Consider the following 26,374-nt stretch of genomic DNA (forward strand, 5'->3'; position numbering starts at 1 on the left):
GGGGGAAGTATGGGAGAGCAAGATAAGTATACGCAGGCTCGTACTGCACTTGATGAGACGTTAACGCCTGCGCCTTTGAATGCTGAGTTGCCGTTGTGCAAGGTTTCAATGGCTGCTGATGGTGCGTGTTTTGACGGTATGAGCACCCACGAGATTTATGCGCGACGGATGCAATATTTACTCGCTAATGCGCTGATGGGCGCGTTGGAACGGCGTAATTGGGACGCGGCCATTGCGGCACATTTTGGTGAGGATGCTTTTAAAGCGCAGTTCAGTGATGTGGTGAGTGACGTTATCCGTAACGCGCTGATTGGCGAACGCGGTTTGTTGCTGCCTGCTGCGGCGGTTGAATACTTTTTGGCGTATTTGGCGATGGAGCAAAGCCGTTGTGAGCGGGTAACGCTTGGTAAGCGTTATGAGCAGCCATTTGATGGACTTGAGGCGCACTTAAAACGCTGGGATGCACGGCGCGAAGTGTTTGGGCAATTGCGCGACAACTTACTGCGCAAACTGACTCAGGAGAGCATGTAATGACGAAAGTTCTTCTCTGTGCAGCCTGTGGCCTCAATAAAAACCTGCACTTGGTATTTTTCGGCGGGGTGGAAAATTGTTTGGCCGCCAACGTAATCCAACGGGCCATAAACAATGTCGTTGAGTTGGAAGTCGTAACAGTCCACCACGTTAAACACACTGATGCCCGTATCTTCAATGCTGACGGCTACCATGCCGCGCTTTTGGTTTATGGCAATCACTCTGCCGTATTCATTGCGGTTTCTTGGCATATCAAGTTCCTTTTGATGTTAGTAAAACGCCCACGCGATCTTGGCGGACTGGTGGGCGAGTGCTGCATGACTTTGGAGAAAGAAATCAGCGGTTTGATATTAGCGCGGTTTTCTGGCCTTGCGCAATGCGGGGGTGGTTTATGAGCATGGAATTGATGGTTAAGGCGATGAATGCGAAGGTGGGCAATGCGTTGCGTAAGCTGGTGCTGCTCAAGCTAGCTGACAATGCTAACGACAAGGGCGAGTGCTGGCCGAGCTATCAACACATTGCTGATCAATGTGAAATTGCGCATTCCACTGTGCGTAAGCACATAAAAGACTTGGAGTCTGCAGGGTATTTGACGATTCACCCACGCAAGACGGAATTAGGGCATGGCTCAAACATTTACAAGTTGCAGCTTCCACCAAAGCCGCCAATGTTAGCAGATGCCGCACCTATGCCGTCAGATAGCACCCCTATGCCGTCAGATAGCACCCCTATGCCGTCAGATAGCATAGGGGGATGCCGTGAGATAGCAGGGGGTATGCCGTCAGATAGCACACCCCCTATGCCGTCAGATAGCACTAGAACCAGTCACTCTTTTGAACCAGTCAATGAACCTTTAAAAGATCATAACACTGGTTCAAAAACATCAACGGCAAAATTCGATTTCTCATCTTGGCCTGCTGAGCCATCAGCGCAAATCCTCAAAGACTGGCTTGCAGTGCGCAAAGCCAAGAAAGCCCCGTTTACCCAAACCGTGATCAACCGCCTTGCTAAGCACCTGCACCAAGCGGCGCAGCATGGACTGAGCGTTGACGAGTGTTTGGGACAATGTGCGGTGCGCGGGTGGGTAGGCTTTGAGTTTGGTTGGCTGGTGAATGCGGGCGTAGTTGCGACGCAAAAGCTTGCGATACCTGATCACGGGCAACAGCCAAAACAAACGGTTGATGATGGGTTTCCTGCATGGGAGGGCGAGTGATGGATGATTTACAGAAGTTGCTGGCGCGCTTGCCAGTGCCTGCCAACGTTAAGCCTATGGCGCCTGAAGAGTTTCAACGGATGACGCAGCAGATTAGCCAAGAGCAAGCTAACGATATCGCTATTGAGCGTGAGATGCGCTACGCGGCTAAATTGGCTGGTAGCTCTGGCTTAAACCGCAAGTTTTTGAGCTGTAACTTTGAAAATTACTACTGCAATGAGCGTGGTCAGCACATTGCTTTGGCGGCGGCTAAGCAGTTTGTTGAGCGCTTTTCTGAACACATGAGCACTGGCAGCGGTTTTTTGTTTATGGGCGCACCAGGCACTGGCAAAAACCATTTGGCGTCAGCCATGGCTAATGCGTTGATGGCAAAAAATCGTTCAGTGATGGTGCTGAGTGTGATGGATATTTTGGGACGTGTTCGCGAGAGCTATTCGACAAATGAATCCGAGCGACAGTTGATCAAGGCGTTCTGCAAACCTGAGTTATTGATTATTGATGAGTTGGGTCTGCAGCGTGGCACGCTGGATGAAAAGCTATGGCTACATCGAATCATCAATGAACGTTTGTATGCCATGCGTCCAACGGGATTTTTAACCAATTTAAACATGGATGGACTGTCGGAACTTTTGGAAAAACGGACTTATGACCGCATGTGTGAGGGCGTAGCCATGCGGGTGAAGTTTGATTGGCAGAGTTATCGAGGAGGCAACCATGCAGCTTAAGCAACTCCCCGATGACGCGCCAACCGGCTATGAATTTGCAATGCAACCTGCAGCAAACTCTAGTGCGGTGCAGGCGAGCAATGATGATCACGTTGATGAGGTGGTGATCCCCGCCGAGATTGAGGTGCGTGAACTACCGCCTCAAGCGGGCACGCCGCAGCATCCATTCAAAACCTATCCAATCATGTATTACAGCCGTGGTGGAATTTCTGACTTTGAAGAGATCCAAAAGCGGTTGCACTACATTCCGCAGCATTTGCTGCACCACGCCTGTGAGCAGTACGAACGCATTTACGGCAAGCATGGCCGCAAGGTGGCTAACCGTTGGTTGACCCGCGTGGCACTGAAATACAAGGGGGTAGCATGAGTGCAGTCAAGCAAACACCTAAAACCCAAAAGCAACGTTTGGTGGCAATGCTGAGTGATGGTGATTGGCACACGCTGTTTGAGTTGCAATCGCTTAGCCGTTCGCGCTTTGGTGCGAGTGATAGTGAAACGGCGTTGTCTGCCCGTTGGCGTGAGTTGCCTGATGCGATGAAGCAGAAGCGGGTAAGACCGGGCACGGCGAAAACGTTTGAATACAGGATGGTGGCGTGTGTTGATGCCGCTGCGTGATGTGCCGATAGGCGCTAAGTTCGTGCTTTGTCGCAACGGCGAGAAGTTCAAGCGCATTGGTGAAGATGCTAACCGCATCATGGTGAAGCCGGTGGGTTGGTTACCTCGCTTAAAGAGCAGTTATCCGATGAGCTTGAATCATCAGTGTGTTGTTGATGTGAATGGAGTGGCAAATGGCTAGTGGTGTGTTTGTTGGCAAGTTGAATCGTGCAGGGTTGCGGCGCTGGTTGAAGGAGAGAACGGAGCGTGATTTTCGTGATCCGCGCTATCCGTCGGTGCGCTTGCGTGCGATGGCGAGCCGACAACGCGCCAGTGTGTTTTTGGTGGTGAATGAGGATAACCAGACCAAGTGGAAGAAGCAGGGCACTTGGCCGGACATGAGCATTGATTGCTTTTTGGATGAACTGCCTGAGGCGTTGGCTAAGCGGGCATTGGGTGGTGATTGGACGATGGGCAGGTTTGAGGTAGTAACGGATTTGCTGCTGTGGTTTGTGGACCATGTGATTGGCAATACGACGTTGAGTAAGAGTTGGCGGCGCAATGTGCGCTCGGTAGTGGGTAAACATTTGGTGCCGCGCTTGGGTGATTTGCCGTTGGCGGAGTTGTCGTTCCTCGATGTGGATAAGCAGTTGGTGCAGACGATGTTGGCGGATGGGTATTCGGCGGGGTATGTGGCTGAGGTGGTGAGTAAGTTGAAGGCGGCGTTCTCTAAGGCGGCGGAGCTGCGGGTGGTGGGCACGAATCCGTTGGCGGATTATCAGGCGAAGTTATCACTGAAGGTGGCGGCGAATGATACGCGCTTGTTTGAGAGTGAGTTGGGTGCGTTGTTTGAGCGGTTGAGTGCGGCGCTGATGCCGGTGGCGATGTTGTTTACCTTGATGATGATGTTTGGCACGCGCATTGGTGAGACGCGGTTGGCGCGGTGGGACCATTTCAGCGGCGGTATGTGGATCATCCCTGCGAGTAATACCAAGAGTAAGCAGGAACATAGGTTGCCATTGACGGCGGCGGCTTGGGCGTTGATTGAGCATTATCGTAAGTGGCAGTTGCAGCATGTTGGTAAGCGGGCGTTTTTGTTTGCGGGTGTTGATGGGCCGATCTCTATCCGTACTGCGCAAAAGTGGAGTGAGGAAATCCGCTTTAAGGATTTTACTTCGCATGATTTGCGGAAGCTGTTTCGCACCATTATTGCGGATATGGGGGTTGATACGGTGATTGGTGAGCGGCTGGTGAATCACTCGCTGCCTGTGCTTTTGCGTACCTATGTTTTGAGTACGTTGAATACGGGAATGAAGCAGGCGATTGAGCAGTATCACGAGTATTTGATTGCGCATGGTTTTAACAAGGTTGCGCCCGAGATAATCCCTAGATCGTTAGCAGATCTTGGGAACGCTGAAACCAAGATGGCTAGTGGCTGGCTGTAGTGTTTGATGCATCCTTGGCTAAAGAGGATGCATTGAGGGATTTTTAAGGGATTTTGGAGCAATACGAATGGTGAATGGTGGCGTGGTGAGAGGGTGCGATTTGCTGATATTGGGGCGGCAGTTACGCCAGTTGACGCAAGAGGAAGTGGCCGAGCTTTATGGTGTGTCGCGCTCTACTTACTGGCGGTGGGAGAAGGGCATGACACCTGTGCCATACGATGACCTGTGCGCAATTTGCGCCACCATCTTCAAACTGGAACTGGATTGTTTGCGAGGTATGGCCGATGCAGCTTAAGCATGACGCTCAGCATGAGCAACTGATGAACATGAAGCAGCTGCGGCTTGAGCTGCGCACCTGGGCGAACTGGTGGCTTAAGCATGAGTATGGCAAGGGTTACGCTAACCGCAGTGCGTGCGATAAGTTAAAAGAGCCGCTAATTCAGGTGGTTAGTGTGAGTGAACGGGATATTCAACCGCCTACCCACGTGCTACGCTATGACCTCAAAGTAGAAAGACTAAGCACCGATTGCCGTAGAGCGATTCGCGCACAGTATTTTTGCAGAGGGAATTGGGCGCTTGCTGGGTTCGATAGCCGCAAGACGTTCCTGTTTTGGTTAAGACGGGCTGAATTGGTGTTGGTTTGATGGAAAACAAGATCTTTAATAAAACGATAGGTTACTGGCTGTTAGGAATTTTTTTAGCTGTTGGTATAGCTATATATATCATTCTCTTGAGTCAGCTAGATTCTTGGATACCAAATTTTACTAAAGAGGGTTTTGATAATTTTGAAAAACAATTTTCTTTTTTGTTTCATTATTTCAGTGCTGGAGTAGTCGTTATAGGTCTTTATTTTTTGATTCTTAAAACAAATCAAACTGAAGCGCAGATTAATCTAGTTGTTAGTCAGAACTCATTAATAAATTATTATAAATATAAAGAGGAGTTTTTGGGCGTATTCAAAGAATATGAAGATTTTATTTGTGATAGAAATGAATTTAAAGATTTGTACGAAGTTTATTTTCCAAAATCCAGAAATGGTGATAATACAATAGCTATTTGCGACCTAGAGAAGTTTAATAATGAAGTTATGGAAGTTGTGGGTTTAACTCTCTCTCTATGTTTAAAGGATAAATTTATTGACGAAGTTGATGATTTAATAAAACTAGTTAGGTTGATGTATAAGTTTAAGTTTAATTTAAAATGTGAAAATTTTTTAGAAGGTAGTAACATAATTCAAATTGAAAGTTTATACTTGGATTGGAAGAGCGGCAAAACGCAATTAGAAATACTGAACGCGAAGCTTTATACTGTTTTTATGGATAACAAGGACTCTTTCAATGTATCAATCAATTTTGATATCATAGACGATAAAAATATTTACTCTACAATAAAAAAACTTGGTAAACATATCAGTGTTGATGAAATATCTGAAACAATGAAATATATTGATATTGCTAAGTATAAGTTAAATGAATACTCAAGGGCGATTTCTCTTGGTGTTTTGAAATACTCAATGGTTTATATTTATTCAATATTTGTTTTTTCAAAAATATATGAGAATTTCTCTATGCAACAAAGGTTTTTTAAATTTTATTATTTTGATAAAGTTGGTGTGTATTTTTCTAATTATGATAGTGGAAAAGAACATGATATTAATGAAATTTTAGAGAATAAGGATCATCAACATAATTGTTTTAGGTCTATGTTCCATTTTTTATGTTCTGATTATGGAACTATATGTATAGATAGTTACAATAGCTCATTAGATAAAAATTCGTTTGGGTCCTTCTAGCCAAAGTCACTGCGGGGGCGGGGACTCGCAAGCTTTGACTACATATGAGATTTTTCGGAGGTTGGTTGTTGTTTTATCAGGTGCAACAACCGACCTCCACGCCGCAACACTTAAACGCATGATTCTATTTGGCAAATATAGCCTTTTCCCGCACAGATCTTTGATCCAACAAAACACCAACTTTTGATCGTTCCTGTGAATGAGGGCGCGGATTCTTGTTGGAGATGAACAAAGTCTCGTACTGCGTGTCCTGATCATCGGTCGCTTTAACATGCTTTTTGGATAATTTACGAGTTAAAGCTTTAACTCTAACTCGACATTTTCGGATAGAAATTTTTATGGGTTATGTGCTCTTATTTATCCACAACTGATTTAAAAACTGGTTTCTCTAAGGGAATACTATCAATCAACCACGGTTCATTTATTTGCCACCAATATTCTTTGTAATTTTCAGGTTCACCGTGATATTCGTATATACCTATAACTCCCAATAACTCTGTTGCTGAGTTAGCAAGGAAATCCCAACCATTTTTCTCACAACCATACATTCCTAAACTTTCATCGCACCAAATCGTATACCCTTTATCTTTGAGGATTACTAATGCGGTGTTTTCAACATTTACATATGCAGACAATGTAGGCATTTATATTCTCTTTTTCTAATTTGGCGCCGAAATACATGGGGACATAACGCCGCCAACACGGGCCGAGCGTCAGCGAGGTCCAGCCCGCGCTTTTTGCGGGCGATGTGCTTGGCCTTGTTAAGTTTTTAGTGCCCCATTGGATCAAAGTATGCCTCCCAAGTAAGAACACCAGCCTGTTTATCTTTTGCCTTTTTCATGTAGATCATTGCGTTTTCATGAGTGGAACAATTTATAAGCGCCACACCTAGATTGAAAAAGGCGTGCTTGTTTTGGCTGCCTTCATCTATAGCTTTTTTAAGATACTCAGCCGCTTCTTTATGACTGCCCATATCACATAAGACAGTTCCATAGTTTATGAGCGTTACCTCATCACTGGGGGCTACAACCAAAGCAGCTTCTAACAATTTTTTAGTTTCAGCAAAGTTCTGATGCCACTTGGAGCTATCTTTCCAAGTTTCTTCTATCAATGATTTGGCATTCTTGTTTATATCTTCGATGTTCATTCTGAAACTTAACAGCTTATTCGTGCGCATGCGCGTTTACCTCGTTGGACCAGTGAAAACGCGCACAGTTAACTATTTGTATGTAATGAACTTATCAGCATTTTACCAAATTCACCATCTGGAAAAACGCGCATGCGCGTTTCCCAAACCTATTATCTAACCCATAGGCTTTATAATTAAATGATTTTAATAAAATTTTCTCATATTGAAATGCGAAAACGCGCACGAAGTTGGGATGAAAATTGTCATAATTTCAATATGACTGTATGCCTGTCCAGCTTTTAGGTATTTCAAAGAAGGACAACATTTGAGTGAAATGGATCAAAATTTGTGGGTGAGAAAGTCAGCATTTGACTGTACCACAGACAACGAGTTAACTCGTTTCGGGCAGAAGCGTTTTAGACATTGCAGCGCACCGATGTAAACGCTGCAATCTTAGAATGAGGCTTTATGCAATGGGTGAAAGATATTTGGCTTGAACAGCCACTTCGGCATCGTCTTGGCCAGCCATGTAGCCGTTGGCGATGAAGCCATTATCTGCGGTATTGGTACCGGTTAGGCATAAGGTGAAATGTGTCATTGGACCTAACACCGATATCACCTCATGGTTCCACTGTTTGATATCGAGTGTGCAGCTGAACTGGTCGTCGTCTTGTTCTTGCTTGGTGCCGGTAAAAATGAACCCGCCGTTACCGCCATTGATAAAGTTGTCTCTTACTACTGCGATTCCTTCGCCGTAGTCGTTGAAGTTGGAGAACACCCTTAGGTGATAAATACCATCCTGCATCTTTAACCCTCCATAGTCCGATACAACATTGCTGGTATTGCGTTCCCATTAAACACCATTCTCACCAAAAAGGCAGCGCATTTAGGTGAGTTAACGCACCTGTTTAAACGGGTATTTATGCCGATGTGTCAGATTTGACACAAAAAGTGTCAGATTTGAAGTTTTTTCACCCCCTAAAAATCGGTATGTTTATGCCATACTCGCCAGAGTTACATAAATCCCTTAAGCGCTTCCCCCGCGTTTATTTGAAGTGAAAACGGCTCCCACAGTGGAGCCATTTTTTTATCTACGATTTGGAACCTTCACTATGCGCGTTCGCCAATTTCTTGCAGCGATGGGCTTGAGCGCGGCAGTCGTGACGGGTGGCAGCATGATTGCCGAGCAAGAAGGCATGGTGCTTAACAGCTACCTCGATCCAGTTGAAATCAACACTGTGTGCTTTGGGCATACCGGTGCAGATATCGACAACAGTAAAACCTACACCCTTGAAGAATGCCTGCGGCAGTTAGCGGCCGACTTGGTGATCTTCAACAACCAACTGCTGCAGCTCACTCGCCAAGTGCGGCTGAGTAATGAAGAACACGCCGCTTACCTGAGTTTTATCTACAACATAGGCGCTGGCGCATTTGCCGAAAGCACGCTGCGTAAAAAGCTACTCGCCGGTGATCACGTTGGCGCCTGCAATGAGTTGCCACGCTGGATTTACGCCAAGGGCAAAAAGCTGCTTGGGCTAATGGTGCGCCGCCAGCGCGAACGCGACTTGTGTTTAAAGGGAGTTAACTATGTTCAACACCATCAAGAACGCCGTTGGCCGCCAACACCTATACATCATTGGCGTGTTAATTCTGACTATTGTCGCACTGAGTATTGGGCTCAAGTTCGCCACCGATGCCAAGGCTATTGCGCAAGCCAACCTCAATACCGCCTTGGTTAATGTGCAAACCCTGCAAACCAACAACGCCACCTTAGCCACAACCATCACCGCGCAAGAGGTCGAAAAGCGAAGGCTTGAACAGCAGCTGCAACACCTCGCCAAAGTGAATGATGATTACCAGCAACAAGCCAAAGTGCAGCAAGCCAAAGCGCAAGAATTGCTAACCGCCATCGAACAACTAAGGACCAGCCAACATGAGCAAACTCAGCAGTGGGCTATTAGTGCTGTGCCTGATGATGTTAAGCGGATGCTCCAACACGCCGCCTATTGTGCAGTACGTGCCAATCGAAACCTCAGTGCCTGCCAAGATCCCGCAGCAACTGTTGGGCGAATGCGTAACACCGCCCTATGACCCAAACAAAATAATCGATAACACCGACCACACAGGCTACATCGCTGAACTACTCCAAGCGTTGGCCGACTGCGATATGCAATGGCAACGGCTGGGTAACTACCTGCAGCAACAGGAACACGACAATGAATGATTACGCGCAGAAAGGATTCAGCCTAATGAGTTATGTCACTAATGCGCTTGCGGGTGTGTTTGGGCTTATTTCTCTTAATGTTTGGATCTTCATCGTCTCAGTGTTCTTTTCTGCGTTGACGTATTTCTGCAACCACTACTACCAAAAACGCCGTGAACGCCGCGACTTGGAATTCAAGCTTAAAGAAGATGCCCGAGCAGCAGAACTGCACGCGCTCGATGTGAAGCTTAAACAAGCCAAACTCAAACAGTTAGGTGAATAATGCCCGCCATCAAACCGCAAGAGCATGAACCGGTACTGCTCAACAAAACCGACTTGTGCCGCAGTTTGAACATCAGCACCCAGGCATTTGATAAGTGGGGCGTACCACACGCCAAAAAGGTCGGTCGCCAAGTGTTTTATTCCGTGGCCGATGTGGTTGCCAACCGTGTGGGGAATGAGCGCAGCAAAGCGGCATTGCCAGAAGATGAAGACCCCAACAAGCCAAACCTTGAATGGGAGCGGTACCGCCTGACCAAAGCGCAAGCTGATGGGCAAGAACTGAAAAACGAGAAAGACCGCAAAGAAGTGGTCGAGGTAGCGTTTTGCACCTATGTGCTGAACAAGATCGCGGTGCAGATTGGCCCCATATTGGACCAAGCCCCGCTTAACGTAAAACGGCACCACCCCGAGATTGAAGAACAGCAGCTTGAAACCATGCGAGCCGAAATCATCAAAGCACAGAACATCGCCTCCAAACTCGGGGATGCTATAGAGGGTATGCTTGATGATTATCGCCGCATCACAGACTAAACATCTGCAAGATGCGGTTAATGCTGGGCTTAAATCGCTGTGGCGCCCACCACGGCTAACCCTTGCAGAGTATGCCGACGAGCATTTTTATATGTCGTCGGAGTCTAGTTACTCAGAGGGACGTTGGAAAAGCCTGCCGTTTCAGGTGGGCATACTCAACGCCATGGGGAATGACCTGATCCACACGCTGAATATTATGAAATCAGCGCGTGTGGGTTACACCAAAATGCTCATGGCTAACGCCGCTTACAAGGTCGAGCACAAAAAGCGCAATGTGTTGATCTACCAGCCGCGCGACAAACAAGCGCAAAGCTTTATGAAAAAGCATGTGGAAACCGCAATACGCGATATTCCCGTGTGGTCTGCGCTGGCGCCGTGGCTAGGCAAAAAGCACCGCGATAGCACCTTAGAAGATAAGGTATTCACCAACGGTAAAACCTTAATGGTGCGTGGTGGTACCGCCGCGGCTAACTACCGTGAGATCTCCACTGATGATGTGATTTACGATGAGCTAGCCGGCTTTGATGAAGATATTGAAAAAGAGGGTAACGCCACCACGCTGGGCGACACCCGTTTAGAGCTGTCGTATTTTCCTAAATCGATTCGCGGCTCAACGCCCAAAGTGCTCGGCCAGTGCCAGATTGAAAAGGCCTGCAGCGAGAGCAAATACCATTTTCACTTTCATGTGCCGTGCCCACATTGCGGTGAATTGCAGCGGTTAAAGTGGGGCGGTAAAGATGAGCCATTCGGCATCAAGTGGATTGATAACGACCCGAAAACCGCTTACTACTGCTGCGAACATTGCAGCGCGGTTATTGAAAATAAACAGCTAAACACCATTGAATTAGATTCACGTGCCAAATGGATTTGTGAAAAGTCAGGCATGTGGACCGTGGATTTTATCGACTTCTTTGATAAAGACGATAAGCCTACATTCACGCCTGATAACGTGGCGCTGTACGTTTGGTCAGCTTATAACCCGCTGGCAAGCTGGCGCAAACTTGTATCAGATTTTTTGAAAGCAAAAGGCGATCAGCAAAAGCTGAAAACCTTTGTGAACACCAAACTGGGCGAACCGTGGGATGAAGATACCGGCGAAAAATTAGAGTGGGAAGATCTCTACCGCCGCCGCGAAATGTACCCAAGTAGCCGCATGCCCAAGGGCGTGGTGTATCTCACTGCGGGCGTAGATACCCAAGATGACCGTTACGAAGGCCGTATTTGGGGCTGGGGTGCTGGCCAAGAAAAATGGCTGATTGATCGCTTCATCATCTACGGCAAACCAGACAGCAAAGCGCTGCTGGATAAAGTCACCGAGCGGCTGAATACAACCTACACCCGTGCTGATGGCATTACCTTGTCTATCGGCCTTATCTGTTGGGACTCGGGCGGGCACTATGCCGATACCGTTTACAGCATGAGTAAGCGGCTAGGGCTGCACCGCGTAATCCCCATTAGAGGCGCCAACGTTTACGGCAAGCCGATTGCTAACTTCCCGCGTAAGCGCACTAGCAAAGGCGTTTACTTAACTGAGGTGGGCACCGACAGCGCCAAAGAGCTGATTATGTCGCACCTGCGCATTCAGCCTGATGCGAATAACCCGACGCCGTTTGCGGTGCACTTCCCAATGGATGACAGCATCTGCGATGAGGCGGAACTGCAACAGCTCACCGCCGAGCGGAAAATTCCGCAGCGCCGTAACGGCAAAATTGTGTATCGCTGGGATAACAACAAGAAGCGCAACGAAGCACTCGATTGCTTTGTGTATGCGTTAGCCGCGTTGTATATCGCCATTGAGCGCTTTGGCATCAACCTCGACAAACTGGCGCAGCAAACCGCCACACCTGCCGAGAACGCCGAACCAGAACAACCAACAGCACCAAAACCAAAACCATCAACTGCAACCAATAACTGGCTGAAAACATCAGGCTCAGGGGGCTGGCTGTGACCAAAGACGAAGTTCAACAAATGATTGATGCCTACTTAGAGGCCGAGCTGGATGTGCTGGCGGGTAAGTCTAGCGCCATTAACGGCAAAACCATGACTATGGAAAACCTGCAAGAGATCCGCGCAGGCCGGTTGGAATGGCAACGCCGCCTTGCTGCCTTTGGTCGCCCACGTGGTGGCGCCAGTTACGCCACCTTTAAATAAACAGGATTGCCATGGGATTTATCAACGACGCCATTGCGGTCATTTCGCCAGCATGGGCGAAAAGCCGTGCCGTGGCCGCGCTGCAATACCAAAGCCTGAAAGGGTACGAAGCCGCTAAACCAAGCCGCACCCACAAGGCTAAAAAGGAAACCCGAGGCGCTAACCAAGCGGTATTCGCTGCCGGTAAGTCACTGCGTGAACAAGCCCGTTGGTTGGATGAAAACCACGATATCTCAATTGGTATTCTGGACAAGCTCGAAGAACGAGTGATCGGCGCCAATGGCATTGTGGTAGAGCCGCAGCCTCGGGACAAAAGCGGCAAGATCCTTGATGAATTTGCCGAAGAACTTCAACGCCGCTTTGCAGCATGGAGCCTAAAGCCCGATGTGACCGGCCGTTATACCCGCCCCGAGTTAGAGCGCCTAGCACTGCGCACCGCATTGCGTGACGGCGAAGTATTCGGCCAGCATGTGGTGGGCAAAATTCCTAAGCTAGATCACCTCAACCCGCAGGGCACGCCTTACAGCATTGAAGCGCTAGAGCCTGACTTTGTGCCGTTCGAGTTGAATGATGTTAGCGCCTCTATTCGCCAAGGGTTAACGCTCAATGGTTGGGGGCGTGTGGTGGGCTATAACGTGCTGCTGCAACATCCATCGGACGTGCTCGGTTTTAAACACACCACCAAGGTGATCCCCGCTAAAGCCATGATGCACCTATCCAACGTTAAGCGACTGCACCAGCTGCGCGGCGTGAGCGTATTTCACGGCATTCTCACGCGGCTGGCAGATATCAAAGACTATGAAGAATCCGAGCGGGTAGCTGCCCGTATTGCGGCGGCGCTGGCGTTCTATATCAAGCGTGGTTCACCGGATCATTACGTCACTACTGAAACCAAAACAACTAACCGTGAAGTGCCCATCGCCCCGGGCATGACGTTTGATGACCTCGCACCAGGGGAAGATGTAGGCATGATTGAGTCCAATCGCCCCAACGTGCACATGGTGGACTTTCGCAACGGCCAGCTAAAAGCCTGTGGCGCTGGTACCCGCACCAGTTACAGCTCAATTGCCCGCGATTACAGCGGCAACTACTCCAGCCAGCGCCAAGAGCTGGTTGAGCAAGACGAACCCAACCGCATTATGCAGCAGTGGTTTTGTGCTGGGTGGTCGCGCCCCGTGTACCGCCAATGGCTAGAAGCCGAGCAACTTAACCGCATTGATCCCCTAAAACTGCCGCGAGATCTCGACCCGCGCACCTTATTTGATGCGGTGTATTACGGCCCCACCATGCCGTGGATTGACCCACGCAAAGAAGCCGAGGGCTGGGAAATGATGATCGCCGCCAACGTGGCAACCGAAGCGGACTGGACCCGCGCCCGAGGCCGCAACCCAAGCGAAGTAAAACGCCAACGCCAGCGCGAAGTCGATTACAACCGCGAGCACGGCATGGTAACCGCCAACGACCCCGATCCAGAGACTCATGGAGCAACCAATGAAGAAAACGCTAATCGCAGCACAGCTCGCCAACGTGCTCAGCAGCGGCTCGCTAATCGCGCCGCAAGGAACACTGACACAGAGCAATAAGCCAGAACAAAGCTGGTTTAGCTTTAAAGCCATTGCCAACGGCGAAGCAGAACTAATGATTTATGACGAGATTGGCGGCTGGGGCATTACCGCAAGCCAGTTCGCTAGCAAGCTAAAAGATCTCGGCAAAATCACCAAGCTCACTGCCCGTATTCACAGCCCCGGTGGCGATGTGTTTGAAGGCATGGCGATTTACAACATCCTCAAAAATTATCCCGCCCACAAAGTGGCACACATTGATGGCTTAGCCGCCTCAATGGCGTCGGTAGTGGCGATGGCATTTGATGAAGTGATCATGCCTGAGAACGCCATGATGATGGTGCACAAACCGTGGGGCGGCACCATGGGCGATGCCAACGACATGCGCAAGTATGCCGACCTGCTGGATAAAGTTGAAAGCAACCTTGTTGGTGCCTACCGCGATAAAACCGGTATGGACGATGAGGCACTGCACGCACTACTTGCCGAGGAAACTTGGCTCACTGGCGCCGAAGCCGTTGAGCAAGGTTTTGCCGATTCACTATCAGAGCCGCTTGCTATGGCGGCATCACTCCAATCCCATCGAATGAAGGATTACGCCAATATGCCACAAGCAGCAAAACGCCTGATTGCACCACAGGGTAACGGTGCTAACCAACCGCAGCCAACGCCTGCACCCGTTAACCAACCCGCGCCAGCACCCGCCGCAGTCGCCCAACCATCACAAGCCGAGATCCAAGCGGCCGCGATGAAGATGAACAAAGAGCGCGTGGACGGCATCAACGCCTTGTTTAACTTCTGGCCGCAGTTTGCAGACCTGAAAAACGAGTGCATTGCCGATATCAACATGGACGCAGACAAAGCGAAAGACAAGATCCTCGCTAAGTTGGGTGAGAACACTACGCCATTGGCAACACTCCCTAAAAGTACGATTCACTCAAGCAATGGCAATATTGTTGGTGATTCGGTTCGTGCGCAATTAATGGCGCGGGCAGGGCACGCAGACGCTGAGCGTGACAACAACTACACCAGTTACAACCTCAAAGAGCTGGCGCGTGCGTCACTGATGGATCGCGGCATTGGTGTTGCTGGCTTAAACCAAATGCAAATGGTGGGGTTAGCGTTTACGCATAGCTCATCTGACTTCGGTAACATCTTGCTCGATGTAGCCAACAAATCGGTAATGCGCGGATGGGAACTCGCCAGCGAAACCTTTGAGCGCTTCACCCGCAAAGGCCAATTGAGCGACTTTAAAGTGTCTAAGCGTGTTGGCCTTGAAGAGTTTGGCAGCTTGCGCAAAGTGCGTGAAGGGGCAGAGTACAAGTACATCACGTTAGGTGACAAAGGCGCAGATATTGCGCTGGCGACCTACGGCGAAATCTTTGCCATCACCCGTCAGGCCATCATCAACGACGACATGAATATGCTGTCGATTATTCCGCAAAAGATGGGCGCTGCCGCCAAAGCCACCATTGGTGACTTGGTGTTTGCCATTTTAACGGGCAATCCAAAAATGTCGGATGGTAAAAACCTGTTCAGTGCTGACCACGGCAACTTAGGCTCTGGCGCACCAAGTGCCGAGAACTTGGGCATCTTGGCTGAACTGATGGAAAGCCAAACCACCGGTGGCGCGCATCCACGAGCGCTGAATATCATGCCTGCATTTGTGTTGTGTCCGCCAAACCTCAAACGCACGCTAACGCAGATCATCAAATCCAGCTCCGTTAAAGGCGCTGATGTGAATGCTGGCATTGCTAACCCAGTACAAGACTTTGCCGAAGTGATTTCCGAAGCGCGTCTTAAAGCCGCCAGTGATAAAGCGTTCTACTTAGCTGCAGGCCAAGGCAGCGACACCATTGAGGTGGCTTATCTGGACGGTATTGATACGCCGTACATTGAGCAGCAAGAAGGCTTCAGCGTTGATGGCGTAGCCACCAAGGTGCGTATTGATGCCGGTGTTGCACCGCTTGATCACCGTGGTTTGGTTAAATCATCCGGCCAATAACGTTACTTTCACCCCACACACAAGCCGCTAGCTAACACTGGCGGCTTTGTTGTATTCAGCGTAGGAAATTCAACATGAAAAACTATGTACAAGATGGCAAGACCATCACATTCACACCCACCGCATTGGTGGCAAGTGGCGCGGCGGTACTCGCTGGCGCGTTGTTGATTGTGGCCATCGCAGAGGTGCCCGCAAATGAGCCCGGTGAGTTTGTGCCAGAAGGCGTGTTTGAACTGCCCAAAGCAACCGCTGATGAAGTTGCGGTAGGCGCTCAGTTGTATTGGGATGATACCGCCAAAGCATTCACTACCACCGCCACCGACAACACCCCAGCGGGTAAAGCGTGGGCGGCAGCAGGTAATGGTGATGCCAGCGTGGCGGTGAAGATTAATGCCTAATTTTGGCATGTCACGCCAGCAACGCCGCGCAGCTAAATGGGCGCGGCTGTTCCAGCAAATGGCGCAGCCGTGCTTGTTTACGCCTGCCGATGGCAGCGAGCCGTATCAACGGCAAATGTATTTTCCACCGGCGGATATTCACCAAAGCGCTAACGACTACCTCAACCAACTGCAAACGCTGGCGGAATTTGCCAGCGCCGACGGCGCAGTAAATGCGGATGATTGCTTTACCGCAGGGCAACTCAATGCGGCGGGTGAGTTTATTGCGGGCGGTAAAACATGGCGGTTAACACAGCCAGTGGCTAGCGATGAAATCACCACTACGTGGGTGTGTGTGGAGCGGTAATGGCGTTTAAAGCCCAAGGTTTGAAAGAAGTCACCAAAGAGTTAGAGCGCATCCGCGCCAAGGTGGCGCCAGATATTGAAGCCGCAGTAAACGCTGCCACCACCTACGGTGAAAAGCTGGCTATCGACACCATCTTTAACCGCTACGGTTTTAGAGAACGCAGCTATGTAGCGCAGCACTTTAGCCTCAGCTTTGATCGGCGCACCTTGCAAGGGCGGATTGCCGCACGCATGCGCCCCTCAAGCTTTACCCGTTACGCCAGCAGTGTGCACACCAAAACCAGCAAACACGGTAAGCCGCTACCCGCAGGCTTTAGCATCAACGTGATGCGCAATCAACCTGTGTGGTTTAAAGGGGCATTCCAGTTTTTAGGTAAAAACGGCAACGTGCTTATCGCCAGTCGCCGCAAAGGCGATAACAGCTGGCGCAATGTCAAAGGCCACGTCAAATACGGCCCAAGTGTTGGCGGTAGCTTTGGCGTGATCCGCGAAGATATTGAGCCAACAATCGTCGCCTACCTGCTTGAGCGATACCAAAAGCGCAACCGCTAACTTATCAGTGAGTGATAACCATGATCCAACAGATTCTAGACCGCTTAAACATGGTTGACGGTGCCACCGTGCGCGAAGGGTTTTATTCCCATGCCGTAGCGCGGCAACGGTCATTCATCTTTTTGCAGCCGTTTGTTAGCGCCGCCACCGTGCCCGGTGCGCAAGCAGGCTACAAAGAAGATCTGCAGCTGCAAGTGGTGGCAGGTATCAAACTGCCTGATAGCGATACCCCAACGGCAGATCTGATTAACTTGGTGCGCAGTATTCGCCGCGCGTTCTACCAAGGCCAACGCAACGCGCTGCGGCCTGACTGGTTGCCAAAATGCTACCAGTTTCAAGAAACCGAGCCGTGCAAATTCATCATGCCTGAAGCCCACGAACAACACGGGCTGGCAGTGATCACCTTATCCATCTCAACCAGCCCAACTTTTGACGACCATTTGTAAGGAACTCCCATGCCAGAAATAGTAAAAGAGTCTTATATCGGCTCGGGCATTGTCTACGTTGCAGGCCGCGACGTAGGTAACGCCAGCGCCGTTGAACTCAGCATCGAGCAAGACACCGTAACCTTGCCCAACTACCGTGGCGGTGGCGGTAACTATGATTCAGTTACCCGCATTACTGCCGTTAACCTCAGCATGACGCTGAACGCCTTTTCTAACGACAACATGGCACTTGCGCTACGCGGTAAAGTGGATGTGTTGACAGCCACTGCCGTTGAAGCTGAATCAATTATTGCCGTGCTCGATGGCCTAGCCGACACGGTCAACATGATTGATGCGGCACAAGCGGTCACCGTGACCAATGACGCAGGCGATGTTGAGTATGACGTTGATACCGATTACGTGGTCAGCGCGGCGGGTATTCGCTGCTTAAGCGATGGTGCTATTGCCAATGGTGCTGCACTTAAAGTCAGCTACACCTCGCTAGCGGGTAGTGCGTTAGAAGCCTTGGTGGAATCGGGTAAAACCGTGCCAGTGGTGGTCGATGGCCTCAACGATGCTAACGGCAAAGCCACCGTGCTCAAGTTCTACCTGTGGAAGCCAAGCCCAACCTCAAGCCTCGGCATCATCACTGAAGAATTCGGATCGTTCGATATCGAAGGTGAAGTGCTGGCAAACGATGCCATTGTGGCCGCAGGTAAGTCGAAGTTCTTTACCCGAAAGGCGGCGTAAATGTAGTGGGTGGCTCGTGCCAATGCGAGTCACCTCTTACTGATATAATTTACATATAACGCACTGTTTTTATTGTTTTAACTGTGTAGTCTACTAACAAATCATAGTTAATAGCGTTGTAATTCATGTTTAAGATAAATGGGACAAAGGCGAGTAAAAGTACGTTTTCTAAAGAATTTGTAAAACAATTTCTATCTTGCATCTGTTTTATGTCGCCATTTTTGGGGTATCTGTTTTCCATTCATGGATATGAAAAAGTTATTTCGTACATGAGACAGGCGATAGATGACGAATTTCTCATTTATTCAGTGGGTTATTCTTTCATTCTGTGGGTATTACTATTCTTAGCTGTAAAGCAAACAGATGCTACGGCATTCCCAGCTTGGTTTGTTCGTAGCTTAGTATGTCTATTTAAGAATGGTGGTGATGGTTGGACTGGTGTTTATTGGTCAATAGCTGGCATCATCTTCAGTTGTGTCACGGTAATTCTGTACATAGATTGTACTGGAGGTGATGGCTGGTCATTTCACCAGTATATTGAGAGTTACCTTTTTGCCACAATGTGCATAACGGTTAGAACGGTATATGTACGAGAACAAGTTGAAGTGTTAAAAAATGCACAAAAACTGCTTTCTCGGGATAGCTAAAAAGCGGCACCCATTGGGTGCCGCATTCATATCAGCCGTGTAAACGCTTCATCAGTTGGGTGAGTTGCACTAAAAACTCATCTTGGTCGCGGTGCAGTTCCCGTTCTAACAGCGGAATGCAGCGGGCAATATCCAGCCTTGCGGTATCGGCTTGCTCACGCATTGGGCCATACAACCGATGTTCGGCAATTTTCAGTAACGGCAATATGCTGTCAATGTACAAGCGCATGTGTTCAGCGCGGTTCAGCAGCAAACCAAAGCTATACAAGTCTTGCGCGCTAAACTGCGGTACGGCGGCAACGGCGGGGCTGTCTACTGGTGGTAACCATTCGCCATCAAACGCCAGTTTGTGAATGTACTCCACTGCTTGCGGGATCTGCTGCGGGGTAAGTTGATCAATATGGTCAACGTCAAAGCGGTGGTGAACAATGCGATAACACGCGGGGTAGGGAATCGACTTCTTACTGACCAACATATCAACCGCTTGGCGTAGTCGCACGGTTTTGTCAGAACTCAGTTTTTTCGGTTGGCGGTTCAGTTGCTCGGCCATCTGGTTAAAGGCGTTGATGTAGGCTTCTTTGATTGCGGCAGCTTTTTTGCCCGTAAAGCCCATGACCAGAAAAATGAAACCGTCTTTGGTCATTTCGTAGTATTTTATATCGCGTTTTGCGATACCTACTTGCTGATTTTTCACGTGGGCGCAAAAGTGCGCTGACGCAAATTTAGGTGAACAATCAAGGGATTCGAGTTTTCTTAGAACATCTTTGTGTTGCTTGCTGAATGCTTCTGCAACCATTAATGATGTGGTTTTAACTTCACCGTTGCTGCGGATTATCGCATCGGCTGGGATCAACGCTGTGGCCATGATAGCCTCCTCTGTATTTTCGAAGTGTCCCTACTTTCGACGGTAGGGCGCCGGGAGGTTCGAAACAGCTACAGAGGGCTGCCGTTAGCCTTTCCCTTGCGGGTGTTGTATAGCTAACGCCTCCCGACATAATACTGGGAGTTACCAAATTTTTGGCACAAAAAAACCGCATAGCTTTCGGGTGCGGGTGGCCGCTCTGTATATGAGGTTTCGACGCCTCAACGCGAACTATAGGCCAGCGTGACATCAAATGTCAATTAAGTATCTTGCCATAACATGCTGAATGAATTATGAGAATGGAAATGTCAGCATTTTTATCATTCTTTCAATAGAGATAAAAGCATGAATTTTGTTTGAAATTGTCCTGTTTTTCTTTAACATTCTTAGAAACTTGTTAGAGTCGTTCCTCAACGCTGCGGAGAAGGGATCTTGAATGAAGACGAAATTTTCAAATTAGCTAAGGCTATTGTTGATTCTACACCACCATTTTATGGACAGCCTGAATTTTGGATTAGTGCATTTATTGGAATTGTTGGCATTGGATTTTCTGTTAAAGCGTACATGGAAGCTAAGGCGGCTAAAATTGCAGCTAATCAAGCAGGTAAAACGGTTAAAATACAGTCAATAATAATTGAATTAACGGAAATTCCGCAACGTCTAGATAAACTAAATTACGAATTAACCTTTTCAGAAGCTAGAGATTTGCTTAGTGAGATATCAAGGAGGACTAGAAGGCTTATTGCTCCTTTCCAGGAATCAGCAGGGCTTTCTGATGTTTGTAATGCTCTAAAGTTCGCACTAGATGACGCAAAGTTAGCACTTGAAGGCGTAAGACCACAAAATACGGAATCTGAGTCCCAACCTAATGCAGTATATTTTGCTATGGAAGGGCATTTCTCTAACATTAGCGGTGTAGTGGCAGAAATTATGGGTTTATTTGAAAAAAGAACGATTGAGGTAGACTAACTAATGAGTGCAGAAACAACAGAATTGACCCAATACCTCAATGAAATTGCAGTTAAATCAGAGGAGGGGAAGCTTGAGTGGCAACAATTAAATCCTACCTCTTTTAAATGGTCTCAAGAAGATAAAGGACTTACTGTTACAATACAGAAGGCAGAAGCTCCAGTGAGTTCGAGGAGTTTCTCAACCGAAAAAATCCAAAAAAGTTTGGCTAGAGAACTTATAGATCAATTAACTGTTGAACCGAGGTATCCAAAAACTACATATTTGTTTCAGGTCTTTTCCTCGGGGAAGCGTGAACCTATATTGTCCATATCCTCTAAAGAACGACCAGAAATGTATTCTGCGCTTTTAGGTATTTATCGCGCTGTAGAGAAAAGCGTTGATATGAAAGCAAATCTAATTCTAAAGAAGTTACTATCTAAGTAATTTGTAGATATGTCCTCTTTGGTGGAATTAACCGAGACTGCTTTGTAGTGATAGATAAGTTGATAGTGTAATTAACTTATTGACTAATTAGGTTTTTTTACAAAAAAGCAAAACCCCGAATGCGGCAAACATTCGGGGTTTTTTGCATCTACACCTAACCGAAACTTAGGAGCAGCGCATAGATGAATGATAGGAAATTTACCTTTAAATTTCTAGGAGTATTTATGGAATCCATTAACAACTCATCGAAAGAGTTTCGCGGCATCATTTGGTCAACCACTTGGGCTGTATGCCTATTGCTGACGGTGTGGAAAGTGCTATCGCTACTGCAAACCGTCGTTGAACATTGGGTCAGTTAATCAGGGTGTGTGCGCCCGGCAACAAGCCTTGCATAAGTGCCATGCACTCTTCGGCCGTTGCTTCACGCCACTGGCCGGATGCATCACGAATGGCAAACTGATCTTCAAACCCTAACCACACGGTGAGTTGCCCAAACGCATCGGTATGTTCAACCCTAAAGCTATCTTCGTTAAACGCATACACATCTTCAAACCGTTTGATGTAGTGCTGCACAAACGCCTGCTGTAGTAGGGCGTTGTAAATCTCTGTTTTATCCAATGTGTGTTCCATCAACCTGTTCTCAAGCCGCCTACGGGATGGTTTAAGGATAGCTATTGCCGCAAATAAAGCATGAAACGATGCTCACGGCGGCGTTACCGAGGCTCAAATGGCATTTAAAGACCAGATTATTAACCTGATCATTCAGGGCAAAGATCTGTTTTCTGCGGCTGCGTCCAAGTCAGAAAAGGCAATCACCGAGCTGGCTGACCAAAGCGAAAAGCTCAACGAACGCCTAAGCGAACTGGAACTGCAGCGCAAGGCGGTTGAGACGATTGAAGATCTCACTGCGGCCGTTGATAAAGGTAAGTCTGCCTTCATCAACTCCACCAAGGCGCTGGATGAACTACAGGCTCAGCAAAAGGCGGCGGCTGATACCGCCAAGCAGCTCGCGAAAGAGCAGCAAAGTGCCGCCACGGTAACCGACAAGCTTGAGCAAGATTACCAGCAGCTCACGACCGAGCTTGCGCAATATGACGCGCAGATCACCGCTACTCGCGACCGCTTAAAGCAACTCACCGCTGAGCAAACCGACGGTGCCGCCGCTAGCGAGAAACAAGCCACTGCCATTGCCGCCGCTAAAAAAGACCTGCAACAACTCGAGCAAGCTCAAACGGCAACCCGCACGGCGGCTAGCCAGTTAGATACTGAGCTAGAAAGCCAGCGCAAAGAACTGCAACGCATTAGCAGCGCCACCGATGCCGCCGCCCAAGCCAAAGCAGAATACGCCGCTGAGGTTAAACTGGCGCGTTCCGAGCTAAGCACCCTTGGCAGTTCGCTCACCAAAAACCAAAAGCAACTCGATCAGCAAAAAGCCGTTTTAGATAAAGCCGGCATCAGCATGGATAAGCTGGCCGATGCTTCAGAAGATCTCAAGCAGCAACAAGCCGCAGCGGAAACGGCGCTGACTGGTGTAAACAAACGACTCGAAACACACAACAAACTACTCAAAGAGTCACAAAAAGACGCTAGCGATTTTGGTGGCTCGGTTAAGTCGGCTACCAGTTCGCTGTTAGCAATGGCTGGCGCCTACATTGGTGTTGATCGGCTGTGGGAATCGCTAAAAGGTATTCTCACCACCGGTGATCGCTTCGCTGCCTTTGGCGCGCAAATGACTGCAATGATGGGCAGTGTCGAAGCAGGCGAGCAAGCCACCAAGTGGATTCAAGATTTTGCCAACGATACGGGCAGCAAGCTCGATACGGTGCAACAAGCCTTTGCCAGCTTAAAAGCCTTTGGCATCGACCCAATGAATGGCTCGCTGCAAGCCATGACCGATTACAACGCTAAGCTGGGCGGTAGCCAAGAAAAGCTTGAGGGCATCATCCTCGCGGTTGGGCAGGCATGGGCTAAGCAAAAACTGCAAGGTGAGGAGATCTTGCAGCTGGTAGAACGCGGTGTGCCAGTGTGGGAGTTGCTGCAAAAAGTCACCGGCAAGAACGTTACCGAGTTAAACAAACTCAGCTCAGCCGGTAAGCTCGGTCGCGACACCATCAAAGCCCTTTTTGATGAAATGGGTAAGCAGGCCAACGGCCAAGCAGCGAAATCGCTCGATCGTATGGCTGGGCAACTCAATGTGCTGTCGAACAATTGGGAGCAGTTCAAGGCGCGGATCTCTGATGCTGGCCTGTACCAAGTAGCTATCGACTTTCTCAGCCAACTTAACGCCAAGTTTGATGAGCTGACCGCCAACGGCAAGATCCAGCAAGTTGCGCAGCAGGTGAGTGACTTTTTCACTGCGTTGGTGAAAGACGGCGGGGCATCGCTACAGAAAACGCTCGATAACATCACCGCCTTTACCAAAGGCTTGAGTGTCGCCGGTAGCACCATTCGCATAGTGTGGAACGGTATTACCGCGGGGCTATCAACTGTTGCGCTGTATTTTACCCAAACCACCGCCAACATGATTGGCGCTTGGGGGCGCTTGCTCGACTTTATTGGTGCCGATGGTGTCGCGCAAAAGTTGAAGGAAACCCAAGGCGCGCTGCAGGCGATGGCTGATGCCTACAAGGCACAGATTGAGCAAGACGGTGCCGACATTCGCGAAGCGTGGGCATCCATGAGCGAAGCCATGGCAACCAGCAGTGAACAGGCGCACGAACGTGCTGCCACTGCGGCCGAGAACTCAGCCGATCGCCAAGTGGAAGCTGCGCACACTGCTAGCGCGGCCATGCAATCGCAAACCAGTGCCGCAACGCAGTATGAAGAGACCATGGCGCGGGTGGGCATTACTACTGTTGCCGCGTTGAAGTCGCAGGCGGATGCCGCCAAAGAAACCTATGACCAAGTAAAACAAGCCAAAGAGCAGGGCATTGCCAGCGCTTATGAGGTTGAGCAAGCCTATCTCAAATGGGCAGAAGCCTCGCTTAAAGTGGCCGATGCTCAGCGTGGCGGTGTGCCTGCTATTTTAAAAACGGAGGCCGCAGCCAATAGCCTTAACCAATCGCTTGATGGCTTAATCAAAAAATACAGCCAGCTATCTAATCAACCACGTGTGGCCAGCGGCTACCAACGCGAGTACGCCCAAGAGGTGGACAACACCAAGAACGCGATTGAAGACCTCAAGAAGATCACTGAAAGCTCTACCGCCACAGACAAAGAAAAAGCCGAGGCGCAAAAGCAGCTGATCAAACGCAAAGCTGACTTGGTGGAGCAAACTAAAACCCTTAACGAAATCCAACGGCTTGAGGGCGAAAACTATCAGAAGCTGCAAGCTAAGCAAGCGCAAGTCATCGCGCAGTTGGATGCACTGGATCGTGCTTATCAACAGGGAACACTAACCAATAAGCAATACGCCGATGAGAAAGAGCGGTTAGTTAAGATCCTACAAACGGTGATGGCGATGATGTCGCTGTTTGATGATTCTGAGCAGGACAGTGGCGACTCAACAGAGCAAACCACCCAAACATTGGCTGAGCAACGCGAAGAACTGGAACGGCTTGAGCTGCAAACAGGCCGTGCCACTGAGTACGTCAACATGTACGCTGCCGCGCAAGAAGCACTGAACAAGCAATTTGATTTCAGTGACGATAAAACTGCCGACCTCAAACAGCGATATGACGAGCTTGGCGTGAAAATGAGCCAGAACATGAAGGTTGGCACATCTTGGTGGAAGCTGTTGGCGCAAATGAGTAACGCCGCATTTGAAAATGAGCGTGCGGTGATCAGCCAAACCATTCGCTACCGTGAGTTGATGGATGCTATCGACTCGGGATCGGCCACCATGGCGGATCTTGAACGTGCTACCAAGGACGCCGATTACTCATTCAGCAAGCTGGATGAGCAAACAATGGAGAACCTACGCGGGGCCATTGCTAGCGCTAAAGCCGAAATGCTGGACTTGCGCGATGAACTGAACGACACCGTGACGGATCTGCAGGATGAGTTGGACGAGCTGCAAGGCAAACGCAAAGACGAAGCGTTAGAGGAATTGAAGCAACGCCAAGCCGAATTGCAGCAGCAACTGGTTGAAGCGCGTGATAACGGTGACAAAGCGGCAATTGATGCTGCTGAAAAAGCACTGAAGTTAGCGCAGCAAATCTACAACACCAAAAAGCAGCAGGCCGCAGATGAGGCCAAAGCCGCGGCCAAGCAAGCGCAAGACGATGCCGCCGCACAAAAGGCTGCTGACCGCGCCACCCAGCAAACCACAACCAGCACCACGCCGAGTAGCAACACCAATTACAGCCAACAGCCTAGCGCTGCCGCTGCATCTAGCGGCCAAAGCGCCACGCTGTATTTGAGCTTTAAGGGCGAATCATACCCGGCAACAACTGACACTGACACCTTGGCTGCGCTGATGTCATCCATCCAACAGGCGCAGGCAACAGGGGGCTAGATGACCATTCGTATCGACACCATTACGCCAGCTAACCAACAGCTGCTATGGATTAACCGCAACAACCAATCGCCCGTAGTGGCCACAGTGACCCGCGCAGGTGACGGCACGCCGATGGTGGAACAGTCCATCATTCCAGCAGGCAAGCCAATCATCCTCGGTACCAAAACCAGCGGCATGCGCCGCGCCGATTATGAAGCGCTGCAAACCCACAACGCCACCACGCTTAACGCCTTTGAGTTGGAGTATGGCGCCCACACGTGGCAGGTGATTTGGGACAACACCAACGGCGATGCCATCACTGGTGATGATGTGTTTGACGAGGTGGATGGACACCCAACCCTAACCAATGTGCAACTGAAATTTTTAACGGCGGAATAA

The 26,374-nt window shown here is 49.2% G+C and carries 36 protein-coding genes; 30 read left to right on the forward strand and 6 right to left on the reverse strand.

The window, feature by feature from the left end; translation table 11 throughout:
* The first annotated feature begins 9 nt into the window (after positions 1-9).
* The gene (locus L9G74_RS18920; RefSeq protein ID WP_238898335.1) at positions 10-531 is read left to right on the forward strand and encodes a hypothetical protein; all 522 of its coding nucleotides are present in this window, start codon (positions 10-12) and stop codon (positions 529-531) included.
* Here L9G74_RS18920 and L9G74_RS18925 read toward each other — a convergent pair.
* Complete coding sequence (locus L9G74_RS18925; RefSeq protein WP_238898336.1) at positions 516-782, reverse strand: hypothetical protein; 267 nt, start codon at positions 780-782, stop codon at positions 516-518. The genes L9G74_RS18920 and L9G74_RS18925 overlap by 16 nt on opposite strands.
* Between L9G74_RS18925 and L9G74_RS18930 the strand changes: the two genes are divergently transcribed.
* From L9G74_RS18930 to L9G74_RS18970, 9 genes are all read left to right on the forward strand, one after another.
* A complete protein-coding gene (locus L9G74_RS18930; RefSeq protein WP_438944590.1) occupies positions 776-1,744 on the forward strand; it encodes a helix-turn-helix domain-containing protein in 969 nt (322 codons plus the stop codon). The two genes, L9G74_RS18925 and L9G74_RS18930, sit on opposite strands and share 7 nt — an antisense overlap.
* Positions 1,744-2,469: an ATP-binding protein gene (locus tag L9G74_RS18935; protein ID WP_238898337.1), complete on the forward strand. Its 726-nt coding sequence runs from the start codon at positions 1,744-1,746 to the stop codon at positions 2,467-2,469. Before L9G74_RS18930 ends, L9G74_RS18935 begins: the two co-directional genes overlap by 1 nt.
* Positions 2,459-2,836, forward strand: a complete 378-nt coding sequence (locus L9G74_RS18940) for a hypothetical protein (RefSeq protein ID WP_238898338.1) — start codon at positions 2,459-2,461, stop codon at positions 2,834-2,836. The genes L9G74_RS18935 and L9G74_RS18940 overlap by 11 nt, the downstream gene beginning before the upstream one ends.
* Positions 2,833-3,084, forward strand: coding sequence for a hypothetical protein (locus tag L9G74_RS18945; RefSeq protein WP_238898339.1), 252 nt, complete (start codon positions 2,833-2,835; stop codon positions 3,082-3,084). Before L9G74_RS18940 ends, L9G74_RS18945 begins: the two co-directional genes overlap by 4 nt.
* A complete protein-coding gene (locus L9G74_RS18950; protein WP_238898340.1) occupies positions 3,065-3,265 on the forward strand; it encodes a hypothetical protein in 201 nt (66 codons plus the stop codon). The genes L9G74_RS18945 and L9G74_RS18950 overlap by 20 nt, the downstream gene beginning before the upstream one ends.
* A complete protein-coding gene (locus tag L9G74_RS18955) occupies positions 3,258-4,508 on the forward strand; it encodes a tyrosine-type recombinase/integrase (protein WP_238898341.1) in 1,251 nt (416 codons plus the stop codon). The genes L9G74_RS18950 and L9G74_RS18955 overlap by 8 nt, the downstream gene beginning before the upstream one ends.
* A gap of 67 nt (positions 4,509-4,575) precedes the next feature.
* A complete protein-coding gene (locus L9G74_RS18960) occupies positions 4,576-4,803 on the forward strand; it encodes a helix-turn-helix domain-containing protein (protein WP_238898342.1) in 228 nt (75 codons plus the stop codon).
* Positions 4,793-5,152 carry a hypothetical protein gene (locus L9G74_RS18965; RefSeq protein WP_238898343.1) on the forward strand — a complete coding sequence of 120 codons (360 nt, stop codon included), beginning with the start codon at positions 4,793-4,795 and terminating at the stop codon, positions 5,150-5,152. Before L9G74_RS18960 ends, L9G74_RS18965 begins: the two co-directional genes overlap by 11 nt.
* On the forward strand, positions 5,152-6,300 hold the full coding sequence (locus L9G74_RS18970; RefSeq protein WP_238898344.1) for a hypothetical protein: 1,149 nt from the start codon (positions 5,152-5,154) through the stop codon (positions 6,298-6,300). Before L9G74_RS18965 ends, L9G74_RS18970 begins: the two co-directional genes overlap by 1 nt.
* Positions 6,301-6,653: 353 nt before the next feature.
* Here L9G74_RS18970 and L9G74_RS18975 read toward each other — a convergent pair whose 3' ends face one another.
* The 3 genes from L9G74_RS18975 to L9G74_RS18985 all read right to left on the reverse strand — a co-directional run bounded on the left by L9G74_RS18975 (position 6,654) and on the right by L9G74_RS18985 (position 8,234).
* A complete protein-coding gene (locus L9G74_RS18975) occupies positions 6,654-6,944 on the reverse strand; it encodes a hypothetical protein (RefSeq protein WP_238898345.1) in 291 nt (96 codons plus the stop codon).
* A gap of 125 nt (positions 6,945-7,069) precedes the next feature.
* Complete coding sequence (locus L9G74_RS18980; RefSeq protein ID WP_238898346.1) at positions 7,070-7,447, reverse strand: tetratricopeptide repeat protein; 378 nt, start codon at positions 7,445-7,447, stop codon at positions 7,070-7,072.
* Positions 7,448-7,895: 448 nt separating this feature from the next.
* Positions 7,896-8,234: a GrlR family regulatory protein gene (locus tag L9G74_RS18985; RefSeq protein ID WP_238898347.1), complete on the reverse strand. Its 339-nt coding sequence runs from the start codon at positions 8,232-8,234 to the stop codon at positions 7,896-7,898.
* A 307-nt stretch (positions 8,235-8,541) separates the two neighbouring features.
* On the opposite strand from L9G74_RS18985, the gene L9G74_RS18990 reads away from it, so the two are divergent.
* The 15 genes from L9G74_RS18990 to L9G74_RS19055 all read left to right on the forward strand — a co-directional run bounded on the left by L9G74_RS18990 (position 8,542) and on the right by L9G74_RS19055 (position 19,280).
* Positions 8,542-9,168, forward strand: coding sequence for a lysozyme (locus L9G74_RS18990; protein ID WP_238898348.1), 627 nt, complete (start codon positions 8,542-8,544; stop codon positions 9,166-9,168).
* A 1-nt stretch (position 9,169) separates the two neighbouring features.
* Positions 9,170-9,520: a hypothetical protein gene (locus L9G74_RS18995; protein ID WP_238898349.1), complete on the forward strand. Its 351-nt coding sequence runs from the start codon at positions 9,170-9,172 to the stop codon at positions 9,518-9,520.
* Positions 9,405-9,653 (forward strand): Rz1-like lysis system protein LysC, encoded by a 249-nt coding sequence (gene lysC, locus L9G74_RS22460; RefSeq protein ID WP_369123388.1) that lies wholly within the window; start codon positions 9,405-9,407, stop codon positions 9,651-9,653. Before L9G74_RS18995 ends, lysC begins: the two co-directional genes overlap by 116 nt.
* The gene (locus L9G74_RS19000; RefSeq protein WP_238898350.1) at positions 9,646-9,915 is read left to right on the forward strand and encodes an HP1 family phage holin; all 270 of its coding nucleotides are present in this window, start codon (positions 9,646-9,648) and stop codon (positions 9,913-9,915) included. Before lysC ends, L9G74_RS19000 begins: the two co-directional genes overlap by 8 nt.
* On the forward strand, positions 9,915-10,445 hold the full coding sequence (locus L9G74_RS19005; protein WP_238898351.1) for a terminase small subunit: 531 nt from the start codon (positions 9,915-9,917) through the stop codon (positions 10,443-10,445). The genes L9G74_RS19000 and L9G74_RS19005 overlap by 1 nt, the downstream gene beginning before the upstream one ends.
* Complete coding sequence (locus L9G74_RS19010; protein ID WP_238898352.1) at positions 10,420-12,393, forward strand: phage terminase large subunit family protein; 1,974 nt, start codon at positions 10,420-10,422, stop codon at positions 12,391-12,393. Before L9G74_RS19005 ends, L9G74_RS19010 begins: the two co-directional genes overlap by 26 nt.
* The gene (locus tag L9G74_RS19015; RefSeq protein ID WP_238898353.1) at positions 12,390-12,596 is read left to right on the forward strand and encodes a DUF6148 family protein; all 207 of its coding nucleotides are present in this window, start codon (positions 12,390-12,392) and stop codon (positions 12,594-12,596) included. Before L9G74_RS19010 ends, L9G74_RS19015 begins: the two co-directional genes overlap by 4 nt.
* 11 nt (positions 12,597-12,607) lie before the next feature.
* On the forward strand, positions 12,608-14,179 hold the full coding sequence (locus L9G74_RS19020; protein ID WP_238898354.1) for a phage portal protein: 1,572 nt from the start codon (positions 12,608-12,610) through the stop codon (positions 14,177-14,179).
* On the forward strand, positions 14,088-16,163 hold the full coding sequence (locus L9G74_RS19025) for a ClpP-like prohead protease/major capsid protein fusion protein (RefSeq protein WP_238898355.1): 2,076 nt from the start codon (positions 14,088-14,090) through the stop codon (positions 16,161-16,163). The genes L9G74_RS19020 and L9G74_RS19025 overlap by 92 nt, the downstream gene beginning before the upstream one ends.
* 74 nt (positions 16,164-16,237) lie before the next feature.
* On the forward strand, positions 16,238-16,561 hold the full coding sequence (locus L9G74_RS19030) for a DUF2190 family protein (protein WP_238898356.1): 324 nt from the start codon (positions 16,238-16,240) through the stop codon (positions 16,559-16,561).
* A complete protein-coding gene (locus L9G74_RS19035; protein ID WP_238898357.1) occupies positions 16,554-16,907 on the forward strand; it encodes a hypothetical protein in 354 nt (117 codons plus the stop codon). Before L9G74_RS19030 ends, L9G74_RS19035 begins: the two co-directional genes overlap by 8 nt.
* Positions 16,907-17,458 carry a hypothetical protein gene (locus tag L9G74_RS19040; protein WP_238898358.1) on the forward strand — a complete coding sequence of 184 codons (552 nt, stop codon included), beginning with the start codon at positions 16,907-16,909 and terminating at the stop codon, positions 17,456-17,458. Before L9G74_RS19035 ends, L9G74_RS19040 begins: the two co-directional genes overlap by 1 nt.
* A gap of 20 nt (positions 17,459-17,478) precedes the next feature.
* The gene (locus tag L9G74_RS19045) at positions 17,479-17,904 is read left to right on the forward strand and encodes a hypothetical protein (RefSeq protein WP_238898359.1); all 426 of its coding nucleotides are present in this window, start codon (positions 17,479-17,481) and stop codon (positions 17,902-17,904) included.
* A gap of 9 nt (positions 17,905-17,913) precedes the next feature.
* Positions 17,914-18,633, forward strand: a complete 720-nt coding sequence (locus L9G74_RS19050; protein WP_238898360.1) for a phage tail tube protein — start codon at positions 17,914-17,916, stop codon at positions 18,631-18,633.
* 125 nt (positions 18,634-18,758) lie between these two features.
* Positions 18,759-19,280 carry a hypothetical protein gene (locus L9G74_RS19055; RefSeq protein WP_238898361.1) on the forward strand — a complete coding sequence of 174 codons (522 nt, stop codon included), beginning with the start codon at positions 18,759-18,761 and terminating at the stop codon, positions 19,278-19,280.
* A gap of 31 nt (positions 19,281-19,311) precedes the next feature.
* On the opposite strand, the gene L9G74_RS19060 is transcribed toward L9G74_RS19055, so the two are convergent.
* Positions 19,312-20,145 (reverse strand): Rha family transcriptional regulator, encoded by an 834-nt coding sequence (locus tag L9G74_RS19060; RefSeq protein WP_238898362.1) that lies wholly within the window; start codon positions 20,143-20,145, stop codon positions 19,312-19,314.
* Positions 20,146-20,574: 429 nt separating this feature from the next.
* Between L9G74_RS19060 and L9G74_RS19065 the strand changes: the two genes are divergently transcribed.
* The 3 genes from L9G74_RS19065 to L9G74_RS22355 all read left to right on the forward strand — a co-directional run bounded on the left by L9G74_RS19065 (position 20,575) and on the right by L9G74_RS22355 (position 21,896).
* Positions 20,575-21,111, forward strand: coding sequence for a hypothetical protein (locus tag L9G74_RS19065; RefSeq protein WP_238898363.1), 537 nt, complete (start codon positions 20,575-20,577; stop codon positions 21,109-21,111).
* 3 nt (positions 21,112-21,114) lie between these two features.
* Entirely contained in the window at positions 21,115-21,537 is a 423-nt protein-coding gene (locus L9G74_RS19070) for a hypothetical protein (RefSeq protein WP_238898364.1), read from the forward strand.
* Between the two features lie 224 nt (positions 21,538-21,761).
* On the forward strand, positions 21,762-21,896 hold the full coding sequence (locus tag L9G74_RS22355) for a hypothetical protein (RefSeq protein WP_275297527.1): 135 nt from the start codon (positions 21,762-21,764) through the stop codon (positions 21,894-21,896).
* Here the strand turns inward: L9G74_RS22355 and L9G74_RS19075 are convergent.
* Positions 21,889-22,167: a hypothetical protein gene (locus L9G74_RS19075; RefSeq protein WP_238898365.1), complete on the reverse strand. Its 279-nt coding sequence runs from the start codon at positions 22,165-22,167 to the stop codon at positions 21,889-21,891. The two genes, L9G74_RS22355 and L9G74_RS19075, sit on opposite strands and share 8 nt — an antisense overlap.
* A gap of 97 nt (positions 22,168-22,264) precedes the next feature.
* Between L9G74_RS19075 and L9G74_RS19080 the strand changes: the two genes are divergently transcribed.
* Together L9G74_RS19080 and L9G74_RS19085 are read left to right on the forward strand one after the other, a co-directional pair.
* Positions 22,265-25,993: a tape measure protein gene (locus L9G74_RS19080; RefSeq protein ID WP_238898366.1), complete on the forward strand. Its 3,729-nt coding sequence runs from the start codon at positions 22,265-22,267 to the stop codon at positions 25,991-25,993.
* Positions 25,994-26,374, forward strand: a complete 381-nt coding sequence (locus L9G74_RS19085; protein ID WP_238898367.1) for a hypothetical protein — start codon at positions 25,994-25,996, stop codon at positions 26,372-26,374.

The organism is Shewanella electrica (assembly GCF_022321485.1).
GTDB classification, from domain to species: Bacteria; Pseudomonadota; Gammaproteobacteria; order Enterobacterales; family Shewanellaceae; genus Shewanella; species Shewanella electrica.